This window comes from Actinomyces oricola (assembly GCF_004104015.1).
Classification (GTDB): Bacteria; Actinomycetota; Actinomycetes; order Actinomycetales; family Actinomycetaceae; genus Actinomyces; species Actinomyces oricola.
On the sequence record NZ_RYFV01000004.1, the window covers coordinates 126,415 to 140,196 of the forward strand.

A 13,782-nucleotide genomic window follows, 5' to 3' on the forward strand; every position below is an offset into this window, starting at 1 on the left:
GGGGCATGGCGGCGCCCTGACCCGGATGACGAGCGTTACGGCTACCGGTCATCTTGGTCCCGTATGGTGTGGGTTATGACGACTCGCAGCGCATGGGGTCTCGGCCTGGCGACCGTGACCAATGACGGCAACACCCTTGACGTGTGGTACCCGAAGCCGATCCTCGGCAGGGAGCCGGAGGGCGGGGACCCCGAGCTTCTGGCCACCCTGAGCGCCATGGAGCGCAAGGATGACGCCCGTGGCGTCCACACCCAGGTGGTGCGCACCTGGGCGGACCTCGACGACGCCCCCCTGACCGTGGCCGGCGCCTACCTGCGTCTGCATGTCCTGTCCCACCGCCTGGCCAAGCCCAACACCGTCAACCTTGACGGCATTTTCTCCCGGCTGCCCAACGTGGTGTGGACTTCCGCCGGGCCCTGCGCCGCCGAGGGCTTTGAGGCCACCCGCACTCGCCTGCGGGCCCTGGGCGCCCACGTCCAGGTCCACTCGGTGGACAAGTTCCCGCGCATGACCGACTACGTCCTGCCCTCGGGGGTGCGCATCGGCGACGCCGCGAACGTGCGCCTGGGCGCTTATCTTGCTGAGGGCACGACGGTCATGCACGCCGGTTTTGTGAACTACAACGCCGGGACCCTGGGCCGCTCCATGGTTGAGGGGCGCATCTCGCAGGGCGTCGTCATTGGTGACGGCTCGGATGTCGGCGGCGGGGCCTCCACCATGGGCATGCTCTCGGGCGGCGGGCGTCAGCGCGTGGCGCTGGGAGAGCGCTGCCTGCTGGGCGCGAACTCCGGCCTCGGCATTCCGCTGGGTGATGACTGCGTGGTCGAGGCGGGCCTGTACCTGACTGCGGGCACAAAGGTCTCCCTCATGCCCCAGGGCGGCGTGGTCCCCGGCAGCCATGGCCTGTTCAAGGAGCCCCGGGTGGTTTCGGCCCGCGAACTCGCCGGCGCCTCGAATGTTCTGTTCCGCCGCAACTCCCAGTCCGGTGCCGTCGAGGCCTTGGCCCGCGGCGGCAAGGGCATTGAGCTCAATACAGTGCTCCACGCCGGCCAGTGACCGGCGGGCCCTGGCCGGGCCCGCCAACACCCCGCCCCGGCCCGCCCCGGCCCCCGGGTGTCCACCAAGACATCCTGTCGATTGGACATGGTTTACCGAGCGCATTTCTGTGACGCACGCTACACTGGAGGGGTTAAGGCTATAAGGAGCGTGGGCCAGCCATGGGCGTCGAGACGGGACCAAATCGGGCAGCACCACCGGTGGGTGACGCACTGCCGCCGCGCCAGGTGCATCGTGCGCGCCCCTCGCACATAGCCCTGAAGGCGACCATGGCCGTGAGCGGCTCAATCATGGCGGCCTTCGTCATCGCCCACATGGTCGGCAACCTCAAGGCCTTTATGGGGCCGGAGGACTACAACAGCTACGCCAGGTTCCTGCGCACGGTCCTGTACCCGCTGTTGCCCTATGAGGGCGTGCTGTGGATTCTTCGCGTGGTGCTCCTGGCCTGCCTGGTGGCGCACACGACGGCGGGCATAATGCTGTGGCGCCGAGGCCGCCGGGCGCGCGGATCCTTCGGGCGGCAGAGCATCATGGCGCGCTCCTGGGCGACGCGCACCATGATCCTGTCGGGCGCCGTCGTCCTGGTTTTCATTGTCGTCCACCTCCTGGATCTGACCATTGGCCGGCTGGTGGCCTCCTCGGCTTACCAAGCGCCCGTGCACACCGGCCCTCACGAGGTGGAGATCCACGCCTACGAGAACCTAGTCGCCAGCCTTTCCCGTCCGGGCATGGCGCTGTTCTACACGGCCGTCATGCTCGTCATTAGCATCCATCTGGCCCAGGGCCTGTGGAACGTCCTGCACGACCTGGGCGGTACGGCGCCGCGGCTGCGGCGGATCTGGCTGGCTCTGGGGCTGGCGGCCGCCCTGGCGGTCGCCGTGCTCAACGGCATGCTTCCCCTCCTCGTCCTCGCCGGGGTGATCTCATGAAGGGCCTGCGTTTCATTGTCGACTCCGTCCTGGCCAGGGCGGATACCCCGGCCCCCGAAACCTTTGACGCCACGTCCGGGGGCCGGGCCACCACCCGGCGCCCCTCGCGCACCCCCGCCCCCGTGGATGCCGGCTACCAGGCCGGGGAGGACCTCGACCCGCATCTGCCCCAGGCGGACCCCTTGGAGGCGTGGCGCTCCCGACGCGACTCCTACCGCCTGGTCAGCCCCGCCAACCGCCGTCGTCTCACCGTCATTGTGGTGGGCACCGGCCTGGCCGGTTCAGGGGCGGCCGCCACCCTGGGGCGCCTGGGCTACCGAGTGGAGTGCTTCAGCCTCCACGACTCCCCGCGCCGCGCCCACTCAGTGGCCGCTCAGGGCGGCATTAACGCTGCGCGGGCCCGTAAAGTCGATGGCGACACCCTGCGCCGTTTCGTGAAAGACACCGTCAAGGGCGGGGACTACCGGGGCCGGGAGGCCGACGTGGTGCGCCTGGCCGAAGAGTCGGTCAAGGTCATTGACCACATGTACGCCATTGGCGCGCCTTTCGCCCGCGAATACGGCGGCCAGCTCGCCACCCGCTCCTTCGGCGGGGTCCAGGTCTCTCGGACCTACTACACGCGCGGAGAGACCGGCCAGCAGTTGGAGATCGCCTGCTCCCAGGCCCTCCAGGAACAGGTGCGCGCCGGCAATGTGCACATGCACACGCGCACCGAGATGCTTGAGCTCATCGTGTCCGACGGGCGCGCCCAGGGCATTGTCACCCGGGACCTGCTCTCGGGGCAGATACGCTCCTGGAGCGGCCACGCCGTCGTGCTGTGCACCGGCGGCTACGGCTCGCTCTTCCACTACTCGACCCTGGCCATGGCCTCCAACGCCACCGCCACCTGGCGCGCGCACCGCTGCGGGGCGGCCTTCGCCTCCCCCTGCTACGTCCAGTTCCATCCCACCGCCCTGCCGGTGAGTTCGCGGTGGCAGTCCAAGACCACCCTCATGAGCGAGTCCCTGCGCAACGATGGGCGCATCTGGGTGCCAGTGCGCCCCGGGGACGAGCGGGCGCCGAACGACATCCCCGAAGCTGAGCGCGACTACTACCTGGAGCGCAAGTACCCGGCCTTCGGCAACCTCACCCCCCGCGATGTGGCCTCACGCAACGCCCGCGAGCAGATCGAGTCCGGCCGCGGCGTGGGCCCCCTGCGCAACTCCGTCTACCTGGACTTCCGCGACTCCCTGGCCCGCCTGGGCAAGGACGTCATCGCCGCCCGGTACGGCAACCTGTTCGAGATGTACCTGGACGCCACCGGCGAGGACCCCTACGAGGTGCCCATGCGCATTGCCCCGGGAGCGCACTTCACCATGGGGGGCCTGTGGGTGGACTTCGACCAGATGACCACTATCCCCGGGCTCTTCGTGGGCGGGGAGGCGTCGAACAACTACCACGGGGCCAACCGCCTGGGGGCGAACTCGCTGCTGAGCGCCTGCGTGGACGGCTGGTTCACCCTCCCCTTGGCCGTGCCCAACTACCTGGCGGAGTTGACCGGCGCCCCCCTGCTGAAGGAGGACGCCCCCGAGGCGCTGGCCGCCGTGGAACAGGCCGGCCGGCGGGTGCGGCGCCTGCTGGAGATTCGCGGCACGCACCGGCCGGTGTGGTTCCACCGGCGGCTGGGTGAAATCCTCTACTCCGGGTGCGGGGTGAGCCGATCCGAGGAGGGGCTGCGCCAAGCCCTGCAACAGGTCCGCGAGCTGCGCGAGGAGTTCTGGCGGGACGTGCTCGTCGTCGGCGCCGAGCAGCGGCTCAACCAGGAACTGGAGAAGGCCGGGCGCGTGGCCGACTTCCTGGAGCTGGCCGAACTCATGGTCCTGGACGCCCTGGACCGCCGCGAATCGGCTGGGGCCCACTTCCGGGAGGAGTTCGCCACCCCCGAGGGCGAGGCCAAACGCGACGACGACAACTGGTGCTCGGTCTCGGCCTGGCACACGCTCCCCGACGGCAGCCATGTGCGCCGCTCGGAGCCCTTGGACTTCTCGGTCATCAAGCTGCAGGTGAGGGACTACCGATGAGAGTCACCCTGGATATCTGGCGTCAGGACGGCCCGCGGGCCGGCGGCCGCTTTGAGACGCACGTGGTTGAGGACGCCGAGCCGGAGATGAGCCTGCTCGAACTCCTGGACCGGCTCAACGACCAGATCATTGAGGCCGGCGGCGAGCCGGTGGTCTTCGAGTCGGACTGCCGGGAGGGCGTGTGCGGCTGTTGCGGCTTTCTCGTCAACGGCCGCCCCCACGGCCCGGTGGACAACACCCCCGCGTGCCGCCAGCATCTGCGGGCCTTCCCGGAGGTCACCCACATGCGCCTGGAGCCCTTCAGGGCGGGCGCCTTCCCGGTCATCCGGGATCTGGCGGTGGATCGCAGCGCCCTGGACGCGCTCATCCAGGCCGGGGGCACGGTCGATGTGATGGCGGGCACCGCCCCCGACGCCGACGCCGTGCCCCAGCCCTACCAGCAGGCGGAGACCGCCCTGGACTTCGCCTCCTGCATTGGCTGCGGCGCCTGCGTAGCGGCCTGCCCCAACGGGGCGGCCATGCTCTTCGCGGGAGCCAAACTGGCGCACCTGGCGCTCATGCCGCAAGGGGCGCACGAGCGCTCGCGGCGGGCCCGGCAGATGGGGCGGGCCCTCGACGAGCACTTCGGGCCCTGCTCGGTCTTCGGGGAGTGCGTGCCCACCTGCCCGGCGGGCATTCCACTGGCGGCGGTGGCCGCCGCCAACCGAGAGGTGCTGCGCGCCGCCTGGCGGGGCCGCACCCACGACGACTAACCGCCCTCGCCCTCGGACGAGCCCTGCGCTCACCGCCGCCACGTCGGGGCCCAGCCCTCTCGGGGGCGCCGCCGCTCGGGCCGCCGAAGCCCCGGGGCCACCTGGGCGCCGGGTGCTCCGGGCTCGGCCGGGTGCCCCGGGCTCGTGGGTTCGGCCCCGGGGCGCCGTGTGGGGCGGCTCATCCCCCGTGGGGCGGCTCAGCTCGGTTTGCGGGCCACGAGGGCAATGCCGACCATGTCCTTGCGGTAGCGCTTGAAGGTCTTGCGCATGCCCAGCACTCGCTGACGCAGGGCCTTGTTGCTCATAACGTTGCGCACTATGCGCAGAGCCCCGCCCAGCCCCTCGTCGGCGAGGTTGCGGCGCATGGCGAGCAGGGCCATGGGGGCGGTGCCAACCCACTCCACCTCCAGGCCGGCGTCCTGAAGGAGCTGCTTCCAGGCGGCTGCGGTCATGGGGCGGGCGTTGACGTGGATGGCCCGGGCCAGGTCTTTGCGCAGCTCGGTGTAGTAGGCCTGGTCAATGTCGTCAGGGGTGACGCCGAGCTCGTGGATGGCGTAGCGGCCGCCGGGGCGCAGCACGCGGGCGGCCTCGGAAACAATGGCGGTCTTGCCCTTATCCCCCTGCATGGTGAGCATGGCCTCGCCGACGACGACGTCGGCGCTCGCCTCGGGCAGGCCGGTGGAGGCGGCCTCGCCCTGTCGCACGGTGCCGCGATCCCCGACGACGGCGGCCACGCGGGCGGCGGCGTCGGGGTCACGGTCCACAGCGGTGTAGGAGGAGGGGCCGGCGGCAATGATCTCGGCTGCCGTGCGCCCCAGGCCGGGAGCCAGCTCGACGACGTCGGCCCCGGGAATCCGGGCGTGGGCGAGCATGGAGGCGGTCAGGGCGGCGCCGCCGGGGCGCAGGACGCGCTTGCCGGCGCGGGCCAGAACCCAGTGGCCGGGGGCGGTGGCGATTGGCCGATCGGCGTAGGGCAGGGGGGTGTCGGGGTCGGTGCGGTCATGAGCCATACCGTGAGTTTAGCCTGACCTAACCGGGAGAAAGAAGGGTGACCTTACCCTCCTCCTTCCCGCTCCCGCCTATGCCCGCCCCCGGTCCGCCCCGTCGGCGTGCCCGCCTAGACGCGGTTGACGCGGTCGAGGCTGGAGACCCCCAGTCGCGTGCCGGGGTAGGCCTCCTGGGGGCGCTTGCGGCGGTGCATGGCCACGTAGTGGCGCTCGACCGGGCCGGTGTAGACCTGGCGGGGGCGGCCAATGCGCTTGGCGGGGTCGGCGATCATCTCCCGGTACTGGGCGATCCAGCCCGGCAGGCGCCCCAGGGCGAACAGTGGGGTGAACATCTTCGTGGGGAAGCCCATCGCCTGGTAGATCAGGCCGGTGTAGAAGTCCACATTGGGGTAGAGCTTGCGGGACACGAAGTAGTCGTCGCGCAGCGCCACCTCCTCCAGCTCCATGGCGATCTCGAGCTTGCGGTCGCCCTCGTCGCTGCCCAGGCGGGCCAGGACGTCGTGGGCGGTCTCTTTGACGATGGCGGCGCGCGGGTCGTAGTTCTTGTAGACCCGGTGGCCGAAGCCCATGAGCCGCACCCCGTCCTCCTTGTCCTTGACCTTGCGGACGAACTCGGAGGTGGACATCCCCTCGGTCTGGATCATGTCGAGCATGCGCAGCACCGCCTCATTGGCCCCGCCGTGCAGCGGCCCGGACAGGGCCCCCACGCCGGCGGCCACGGAGGCGTACATGTTGGCGTCCGAGGAGCCCACCAGGCGCACGGTGGAGGTCGAGCAGTTCTGCTCATGGTCGGCGTGGAGGATCAGGAGCATGTCCAGGGCCCGCACCACCACCGGGTCAATGTCGTAGGCCTGGTAGGGCATGCCGAAGGTCAAGCGGATGAAGTCCTCGACGTAGCCGATCTTGGGGTCGGGGTAGAGCAGTGGCAGGCCAATAGCGCGCCGGGCGATGTAGCTGATCATTGTCGGCATCTTGCTCAGCAGCAGGACGGTGGCCAGCTCGCGTTCAAAGGGGTCATGCGGGTTGAGGGTGTCCTCGTAGTAGGTGGCCAGGCCCGATATGCCGGCCTGGAGGATCGCCATGGGGTGCCCGGAGGAGGGGAAGGAGGTGAAGAAGCTGCGGAAGTCCTCGTGCAGGAGGCGGTGGCGCGAGATGCGGCGGTTGAAACGCTCGAAGGTCTCGCGGTCCGGCAGCTCGCCGTTAATGAGCAGGTAGGCGACCTCCAGGAAGGTTGAGGACTTGGCGAGCTCCTCAATGGGGTAGCCGCGGTAGCGCAGAATGCCGGCGGCGCCGTCAATGTAGGTGATATCGGAGGTGCAGGACGCCGTGTTGGTGAAACCGGCGTCGAGGGTCACCATGCCGGTGGAGCCCAGGAGCTTGCCAATACCCAGGGCGTCGGAGCCCTCGGTGGCGAAGGTGCGGGGCAGCTCCAGGGTGCGCCCGCCAATGCTCAGCAGGCCGGGGGCGTCCCTGTCACTCGGGTTGGGCTGCTCAGGGGTCTGGGTCATGGTGCCTCCTTCTTAACCGGGGACCACTGTACGGGGTGGTCGAGGGGGTCGCGCCCGCCCGCGGACAAGGACGGTCAGCGCTCAGCGGGAAGGGACGACGCCGCCGACGGATAGCCGGCGGCCGAGGACTCGGCATCCTAACCGAATAGGGGACGCCGGCGCTTCAGCCGGCCGCGCCCGAGGACGATTAACGACGCCGCCGGTGGAACCGGCTCGAAGAGGCCGCTTCCGGGGCCCGCCCTACGGCGGGCGGAGCAGACCGGCCCTGCGGCGGGCGGAGCGGGCCGGGTCAGCGGCCGAAGAGGGCGGCCGCCCGCTCGGAGCGCAGGCGCTGGGCCGCGGCCGCCACACGCTCATCAGTGTCAGTCAGGCTCATGCGCACGTGCCCGGCACCGGCCGGACCGTAGAAGTCCCCGGGGGCCACGACGATCCCCAACTCGGCGAAGGCCCCCACCAGGTCGTAGGCGCTCATTGACGCCGGCCCCTTCAGCCACAGGTAGAGGCCCGCCACGGAGGCGGGATCGTTGACGAGGCCCGCTGCCGCCGTGGCCGCCACCAGCGCCTCGCGCCGCGCCCGGTAAACCTCCCGCTGGGCGTCCACATGGGCCGTGTCACCCAGGGCCGCCACCATGGCCGCCTGGACGGGGGCGGGCATGAGCAGCCCGGAGTGCTTGCGCACCTCGGTGACGGCGCCTACCAGGGCGGCGTCACCGGCCAGGAGGGCGGCTCGGTAGCCGGCCATATTCGACTGCTTGGACAAGGAGTACAGGGCGAGCAGTCCGCGCCGGTCGGGAGCGCCGTCGGCCGAAGAACCGCCCACGCGCGCATCAAGCAGTGAGGGGATGCCCTGGCTGGCCCACGGCTGGGCCCAGGCGAGTTCGGCGTAGCACTCGTCGGAGAGGACAATGGCGCCCCGGCCTCGCGCCCAGGCGACAATGCGGGCCATCTGCTCAACGGACAGGACGTGGCCGTCAGGGTTGCCGGGACTGTTGAGCCACACGGCGACCAGCCGGCCCTCCGGCAGTTCCCAGGTGGCGGGGTCGGCGTCCGTGTCCACGGGCACCGGCGTGGCCCCGGCAATGCGGGTGCCAACATCGTAGGTGGGATAGGCGGCCCGCGGGTGGCAGACGAGGTCGCCGGGGCCGACCCCGAGTTGGAGGGGCAGGAGGGCGACGGACTCCTTGGAGCCAATGGTGGGGATGACCTCGGAGTCGTTCAGGCCCACCACTCCGCGGCGGCTCTCCATCCACGTGGCAATGGCCTCCCGCAGGGCCGGGGTGCCAACAGCGGCGGGGTAGCCCGGGGCGTTGGCGGCCCCGGCCAGGGCGGTGCGCGCCACCGCGGGCGTGGGGTCGACGGGGGTCCCCACGGCCAGGTCGACGACGCCATCAGGGTGCTCGGCGGCGCGGGCCCGGTAGGGGCGCAGGGAGTCCCACGGGAAGTCGGGTAGGGCCAAGGGGCGGGGCAGGGCGAGGGGCGTCGGAGTGGTCACCCGGTGATTGTCCCCCAGGACCGGCCCCGCCCGCCCCAGGAGCCCTGAAGAGGGTGCCGTGTTGACGTGTTGAAGCGCGGCCCCGAAGGGCGGCGCGCCCGCCCGAACGGTTTTCCCGGCCCGGGGTTAAGTGGTGCCGCCCGGGCTCCACGCTCTCCTCCGGCCCCTGCCGGTGAACGTGGAACCCGTCACCGGCCCGGGCGCCGGCGGGCGGGCTCAGATGAGCCCTTCGGCCTCGCGGTACTCCAGGTTCTGCGGGGGCAGGGCCGCAATCATGGGGTCGTCGTAGTCCTGGGGGCCGGCCTTCTGGGCACCGCCGGGACTGCCGAGGCCCTTGAGCTCGAAGAAGTCAATATTGGCCCGGGTGTAGTCGGCCCACTCATCGGGGACGTCGTCCTCGTAGAAGATCGCCTCGGTGGGGCAGACCGGCTCGCAGGCCCCGCAGTCAACGCACTCGTCGGCGTTGATGTAGAGAGAGCGCTCGCCTTCATAAATGCAGTCGACAGGGCACTCGTCCACGCAGGCGCGGTCCTTGACGTCGACGCAGGGCTGGGCGATGACGTAGGTCATGGCGCGTTGTTCCTCTCTGTGCACGGGCCGCGCTGCGGCGCTTGTCCGGGGCCAGTATCGCCCCGTGGCGCTCGGGAGCCCAAGACGTGTCAAGGATGCTGACGCCCACCGAGACGGCCCGCCGCAACCGCGAAGGCGATCAGCGCCGGCCCAGGCGTTTTTTCGTCATGCGCCCGGCACGAATGTGCGCACGGGCCCTGCGGCCGGCGCTGCGATGCCCGAGCCGTCAGCGGCGCCCGAGCCGGTGCCCTGGACGCGCATTCGCGCCGCCACCGGGGCGCCGCCTAGGGCGGCGGCTCGGCCGCCGGAGCCGCAGTCCCGGTTTCCCCGCCGCAGAGCACGGGGTTGTCCGCGGCGTAGGTGGTGTTCAGCACGTCGTCGGGCAGGGCCTGCCCATTGACGGAGCGCTTGCGCGTCACCACGATGTCGAAGCCGTCGTTGCCGCCCTTGTAGGGCTCGCAGCCCTCGGCAGGACCCTGAACCGGTGCGGTGGGTTGAATATTGGTCTTCTCCCCCGAGGTGATGGTGACCTCGTAGTACGGGGTGGACCACAGGCGCACATGCACCTGCCCATCCCCCACCCAGGCCTGGAGGAGTGCCGTGTAGGGGGTCGAGTTGGTGAACTTGACGTCCTTGGCGCCGGTCCAAATGGTGGCCTCCCGCCCTGCGGGGTAGCGGTCGAGCCAGTAGCCGTGGGGCCAGTGCTCGGTGTCGTCCATACCGGCCTCGAAGCCGGCGTTGAAGACGGTGGTGCCCACCTGAGACAGGCCCCCGCCCATAGCGTCGACGTGGGCGCCATTGACAATGACGCCGGCGTCGGCGTAGCCATGGGCGGCGTCAACGGTCCCCAGGGCGTCGACTGTGGAGAAGACCTGCCCCGGTGCGATGAGGGAGCCGTTGATCATCTCAGTGCCGCGGATGAGGTTCTGGTCGCGGGCGGCCTCGGACTCGAACGGCGTGGAGTACTCGCCGACGATCTCCGTCAGCCCCGCATCCGGCGGGGCCGGCGCATCCGGTGGGGGCGTGACGCTCATGGGCAGGGGGACGGTGCGCTGCGTGGCGGTGGTCCCAGTGGTCCCGGCGGTGAGCAGGTCGGCGGCCAGGGTCTGGGTGTCGATCCTCAGCACGGTCCCCGCCGGCAAGTACTCGGGTTTGGCCTCCTGGGCCCTGGCAGGGGTTCCGTCAATGGTCCAGGCGCCTTCGGTGGTGGTCCACTCGATTCCGGCCCCCATGGCTGCCACCACGGCGTTGTAGAGGCCCTCTGTGTCCAGGCTGACGCTGAGCCGGCCCTGCTCGTTGGTAATGACGAGCAGGCCGGCGGTCTGCTCGGGGGTCAGAACCAGGGAACCATTGGCGCTCTTGGCGGAGGCGGGAGTGACCACGAGGTTGCTGGAGAGCATGGGGGTGAGGGTGGTCTCGATCAGGGTGGCGACCTCGGCATCGGAGACGGCGGGCTCGGCGTCCCCCTCCACCAGGGGGACGCTCTTCTGCCCCAGGGGCCAATCCGCCAGAGCGGTCACCGAGGCCGGCACATCGGCGCCCTTCCCGGCGCTGGCCGGGGTCGTGACCGGGGTGGTGCCCTCCAGCGTCACGGAGGCGTTGACGGTGTCTGAGGCCAGCACATCGAGGTGGGCGTTGAGCGCGTCGGTCAGGACCTGGCTGTCCACGGTGGCGACGGCGTCGACCTGGGCGCCGCCGAGCCTGTCGATCAGGGTCAGGGGGTTGAGGGTGAAACCGGTCAGCCGCTGCACGCTGGCCGCGGCGTCCACGCTCACGCCCGACTCGGCGGGCACGATCTGGACGCTGCCGCCGGAGACGGTCACAGTGACCGGATCGTTAATGCTGTCCTGGACGGCTTGGCGGGCCTGGGAGGGGCTCATGCCCGAGACGTCCACACTGGATATGGCCGACCCCGGGGCAATGGACTGGGTGGTGGCCCAGGCCACTCCCAGCCAGGTGATGAGGAGGGCGCCCAGGATGCTCAACAGCAGCGGGCACAGCAGCGGATGTGCCCGCAGCCGTTGGGTGGCGCGCCGCCAGACGCGCGCCAGCGGCCCACTGGAGGACCGTCCTGTTCGCCGTGGTGACCGCGCCGCAGCCGGGGTGCGCCCACTGGCCGCCTTCGACCCGCTCTTACCCCTGCGCCGATCGTTTGGGCGGTGGGGGGCTCCCGAGCGGTAGGAGGCCCCGCGGTAGGAGGACCCTGAGTGGCGGGAGCCCGGGGGGCGGCGGCCGGGCCTGGGGCGCGCCTTGGCGGGGCGGGCCCTGGTGGAGGCCGTCTGGACGGCGCGCAGGCGCCCGCCTGCGGGCACTGACCGCTCGACGTCGGCGGGCTTCCTCCTGCTCATAGCACGACTCCTGCCAGGGGCTGGGCTTAGCCCTCAGCCCGACGGCGGCGGGCGACGTCCCGGAAGCGTTCCTGAGAGTCCAGGATAACCTTGCGTATGCGCACCGCGTCAGGGGTGACCTCGACGCACTCGTCATTGGCGGCGAACTCCAGGGCCTCCTCCAGGGTGAGTTTGCGCGGCGGGGTCAGGGCCTCGAAGGCGTCGGCGGTCGCGGAACGCATATTGGTCTGCTGTTTCTCCCGGACCACATTGACGTCCATGTCCTCCCCGCGGGGGTTCTCGCCGACAACCTGCCCCTCGTAGGTTTCCTGACCGGGCTCGACGAAGAAGGTGCCGCGGTCACCCAGGCGGATGAGGGCGTAGGCGGTCACCGCCCCGGGGCGGTCGGAGATCAGGGAGCCGGTGGTGCGCGTGGTCATGGCGCCGGCCCACGGCTCGTAGCCCTCGGCAATGGAGGAGGCGATGCCGGTGCCGCGGGTCTCGGTGAGGAACTGGGTGCGCAGGCCAATGAGCCCGCGGGCGGGAATGAGGAACTCCATGCGCACCCAGCCGGTGCCGTGGTTGGCCATAGTCTCCATGCGGCCCTTGCGGGCGGCCATGAGCTGAGTGACGGCGCCCAGGTGCTCCTCGGGGACATCAATGGTCATGCGCTCGACGGGCTCATGGCGGCGCCCGTCAATGGTCTTGGTGACCACCTGGGGCTTGCCGACGGTCAGTTCGAAGCCCTCGCGGCGCATCTGCTCGACCAGGATCGCCAGGGCGAGTTCGCCGCGCCCCTGGACTTCCCAGGCGTCGGGCCGGGCGGTGGGCAGGACGCGCAGGGACACATTGCCGACGAGCTCGCGGTCCAGGCGATCCTTGACCTGGCGGGCGGTGACCTTGGCGCCCTTGGTGCGCCCGGCCATGGGCGAGGTGTTAATGCCAATGGTCATGGAGATGGCCGGGTCGTCCACGGTAATGAGCGGCAGGGGGCGCGGGTCTTCGGGATCCACCAGGGACTCGCCAATGGTGATGTCCTCAATGCCGGCGACGGCGACAATGTCCCCGGCGTGGGCGGCCTGCGCGGGCTTGCGCTCCAGGCCCTCAGTGACCAGCAGCTCGGAGACCCGCGCGCTCTCCAGGCTGCCGTCGTGGCGGGCCCGGGCCACGGTCTGGCCCTTGCGGATGGTGCCGCCCCAAATGCGCAGCAGCGCCAGCCGCCCTAGGAAGGGGGAGGCGTCCAGGTTGGTGACGTGGGCCTGCAATGGCGCGCCCTCCTGGTAGGTGGGCCCGGGGATGCGCTCAATCATGGTGCGGAACAGGGGCTCAAGGTTCGCACTGGCGGGAAGGTCGCCGTCGGCCGGCGCGGTGGTGCTGGCGCGGCGGGCCTTGGCGGAGGCGTAGACGACCGGCACATCCAGCACAGCATCGAGGTCGATGTCGGGGTGCTCGTCGACCAGGTCGGAGGCCAGGGACAGCAGCAGGTCGGTGGACTCGGCCACGACCTCGGCAATACGGGAGTCGGGGCGGTCAACCTTGTTGACCACGAGGATGACCGGCAGGTTCGCGGCCAAGGCTTTGCGCAGCACGAAGCGGGTCTGGGGCAGGGGCCCCTCGGAGGCGTCGACGAGCAGAACCACGCCGTCGACCATGGACAGGCCGCGTTCGACCTCCCCGCCGAAGTCGGCGTGGCCGGGGGTGTCGACAACGTTGATGGTGATACCCTGCGGGCAGCCGGCGTCCGCAGCGGCAGGGCCTGCGTAGTGGATGGCGGTGTTCTTGGCGAGGATGGTGATGCCCTTCTCACGCTCGAGCTCCCCGGAGTCCATGACGCGCTCGGTGGTGTTCTCCTGCGTGGCGCGCGCCCCGAAGGCTCCGGCCTCCCACAGCATGGCGTCCACGAGAGTGGTCTTGCCGTGGTCAACGTGGGCGACGATGGCGACGTTGCGCAGGTCCTGACGCACAGTCATACGCGGGCTCTTCCTCCATCCGGGTGGCGTGCGCAGGGATGCACACCGCGTCCAGGCTAATGGCGCGGGGCCCGCGGAGACCATGACGCACACGACACTGGTCCTGTGCGC

General features: G+C 70.6%; 10 protein-coding genes. 4 read left to right on the forward strand and 6 right to left on the reverse strand.

Annotated elements, in window-relative coordinates; all coding sequences use genetic code 11:
- Positions 1–75: 75 nt before the first annotated feature.
- From dapD to EUC46_RS02940, 4 genes are all read left to right on the forward strand, one after another.
- Positions 76–1,056 (forward strand): 2,3,4,5-tetrahydropyridine-2,6-dicarboxylate N-succinyltransferase, encoded by a 981-nt coding sequence (dapD, locus tag EUC46_RS02925; protein WP_128772691.1) that lies wholly within the window; start codon positions 76–78, stop codon positions 1,054–1,056.
- 161 nt (positions 1,057–1,217) lie between these two features.
- Positions 1,218–1,985 (forward strand): succinate dehydrogenase cytochrome b subunit, encoded by a 768-nt coding sequence (locus EUC46_RS02930; RefSeq protein WP_128772692.1) that lies wholly within the window; start codon positions 1,218–1,220, stop codon positions 1,983–1,985.
- Positions 1,982–4,045: a fumarate reductase/succinate dehydrogenase flavoprotein subunit gene (locus tag EUC46_RS02935; protein ID WP_128772693.1), complete on the forward strand. Its 2,064-nt coding sequence runs from the start codon at positions 1,982–1,984 to the stop codon at positions 4,043–4,045. Before EUC46_RS02930 ends, EUC46_RS02935 begins: the two co-directional genes overlap by 4 nt.
- A complete protein-coding gene (locus EUC46_RS02940) occupies positions 4,042–4,797 on the forward strand; it encodes a succinate dehydrogenase/fumarate reductase iron-sulfur subunit (protein ID WP_128772694.1) in 756 nt (251 codons plus the stop codon). The genes EUC46_RS02935 and EUC46_RS02940 overlap by 4 nt, the downstream gene beginning before the upstream one ends.
- Before the next feature lie 197 nt (positions 4,798–4,994).
- On the opposite strand, the gene EUC46_RS02945 is transcribed toward EUC46_RS02940, so the two are convergent.
- The 6 genes from EUC46_RS02945 to typA form a co-directional block, all read right to left on the reverse strand.
- The gene (locus tag EUC46_RS02945) at positions 4,995–5,807 is read right to left on the reverse strand and encodes a class I SAM-dependent methyltransferase (protein WP_128772695.1); all 813 of its coding nucleotides are present in this window, start codon (positions 5,805–5,807) and stop codon (positions 4,995–4,997) included.
- A 107-nt stretch (positions 5,808–5,914) separates the two neighbouring features.
- The gene (locus tag EUC46_RS02950) at positions 5,915–7,312 is read right to left on the reverse strand and encodes a citrate synthase (RefSeq protein WP_128772696.1); all 1,398 of its coding nucleotides are present in this window, start codon (positions 7,310–7,312) and stop codon (positions 5,915–5,917) included.
- 289 nt (positions 7,313–7,601) lie between these two features.
- Positions 7,602–8,804 (reverse strand): succinyldiaminopimelate transaminase, encoded by a 1,203-nt coding sequence (gene dapC / locus EUC46_RS02955; RefSeq protein ID WP_164918736.1) that lies wholly within the window; start codon positions 8,802–8,804, stop codon positions 7,602–7,604.
- A gap of 216 nt (positions 8,805–9,020) precedes the next feature.
- The gene (gene fdxA / locus EUC46_RS02960) at positions 9,021–9,374 is read right to left on the reverse strand and encodes a ferredoxin (protein ID WP_128772698.1); all 354 of its coding nucleotides are present in this window, start codon (positions 9,372–9,374) and stop codon (positions 9,021–9,023) included.
- A gap of 284 nt (positions 9,375–9,658) precedes the next feature.
- Positions 9,659–11,722: a VanW family protein gene (locus tag EUC46_RS02965; RefSeq protein WP_128772699.1), complete on the reverse strand. Its 2,064-nt coding sequence runs from the start codon at positions 11,720–11,722 to the stop codon at positions 9,659–9,661.
- A gap of 26 nt (positions 11,723–11,748) precedes the next feature.
- A complete protein-coding gene (gene typA / locus EUC46_RS02970; protein ID WP_128772700.1) occupies positions 11,749–13,671 on the reverse strand; it encodes a translational GTPase TypA in 1,923 nt (640 codons plus the stop codon).
- Positions 13,672–13,782 lie beyond the last annotated feature (111 nt).

What these genes read in the sequence shown, in the direction of transcription:
- dapD (WP_128772691.1), top strand. Translation starts at nt 76, where the DNA reads ATGACGACTCGCAGCGCATGGGGTCTCGGCCTGGCGACCGTGACCAAT.
- EUC46_RS02930 (WP_128772692.1), top strand. Translation starts at nt 1,218, where the DNA reads ATGGGCGTCGAGACGGGACCAAATCGGGCAGCACCACCGGTGGGTGAC.
- EUC46_RS02935 (WP_128772693.1), top strand. Translation starts at nt 1,982, where the DNA reads ATGAAGGGCCTGCGTTTCATTGTCGACTCCGTCCTGGCCAGGGCGGAT.
- EUC46_RS02940 (WP_128772694.1), top strand. Translation starts at nt 4,042, where the DNA reads ATGAGAGTCACCCTGGATATCTGGCGTCAGGACGGCCCGCGGGCCGGC.
- EUC46_RS02945 (WP_128772695.1), bottom strand. Translation starts at nt 5,807, where the DNA reads ATGGCTCATGACCGCACCGACCCCGACACCCCCCTGCCCTACGCCGAT.
- EUC46_RS02950 (WP_128772696.1), bottom strand. Translation starts at nt 7,312, where the DNA reads ATGACCCAGACCCCTGAGCAGCCCAACCCGAGTGACAGGGACGCCCCC.
- fdxA (WP_128772698.1), bottom strand. Translation starts at nt 9,374, where the DNA reads ATGACCTACGTCATCGCCCAGCCCTGCGTCGACGTCAAGGACCGCGCC.
- EUC46_RS02965 (WP_128772699.1), bottom strand. Translation starts at nt 11,722, where the DNA reads ATGAGCAGGAGGAAGCCCGCCGACGTCGAGCGGTCAGTGCCCGCAGGC.
- typA (WP_128772700.1), bottom strand. Translation starts at nt 13,671, where the DNA reads ATGACTGTGCGTCAGGACCTGCGCAACGTCGCCATCGTCGCCCACGTT.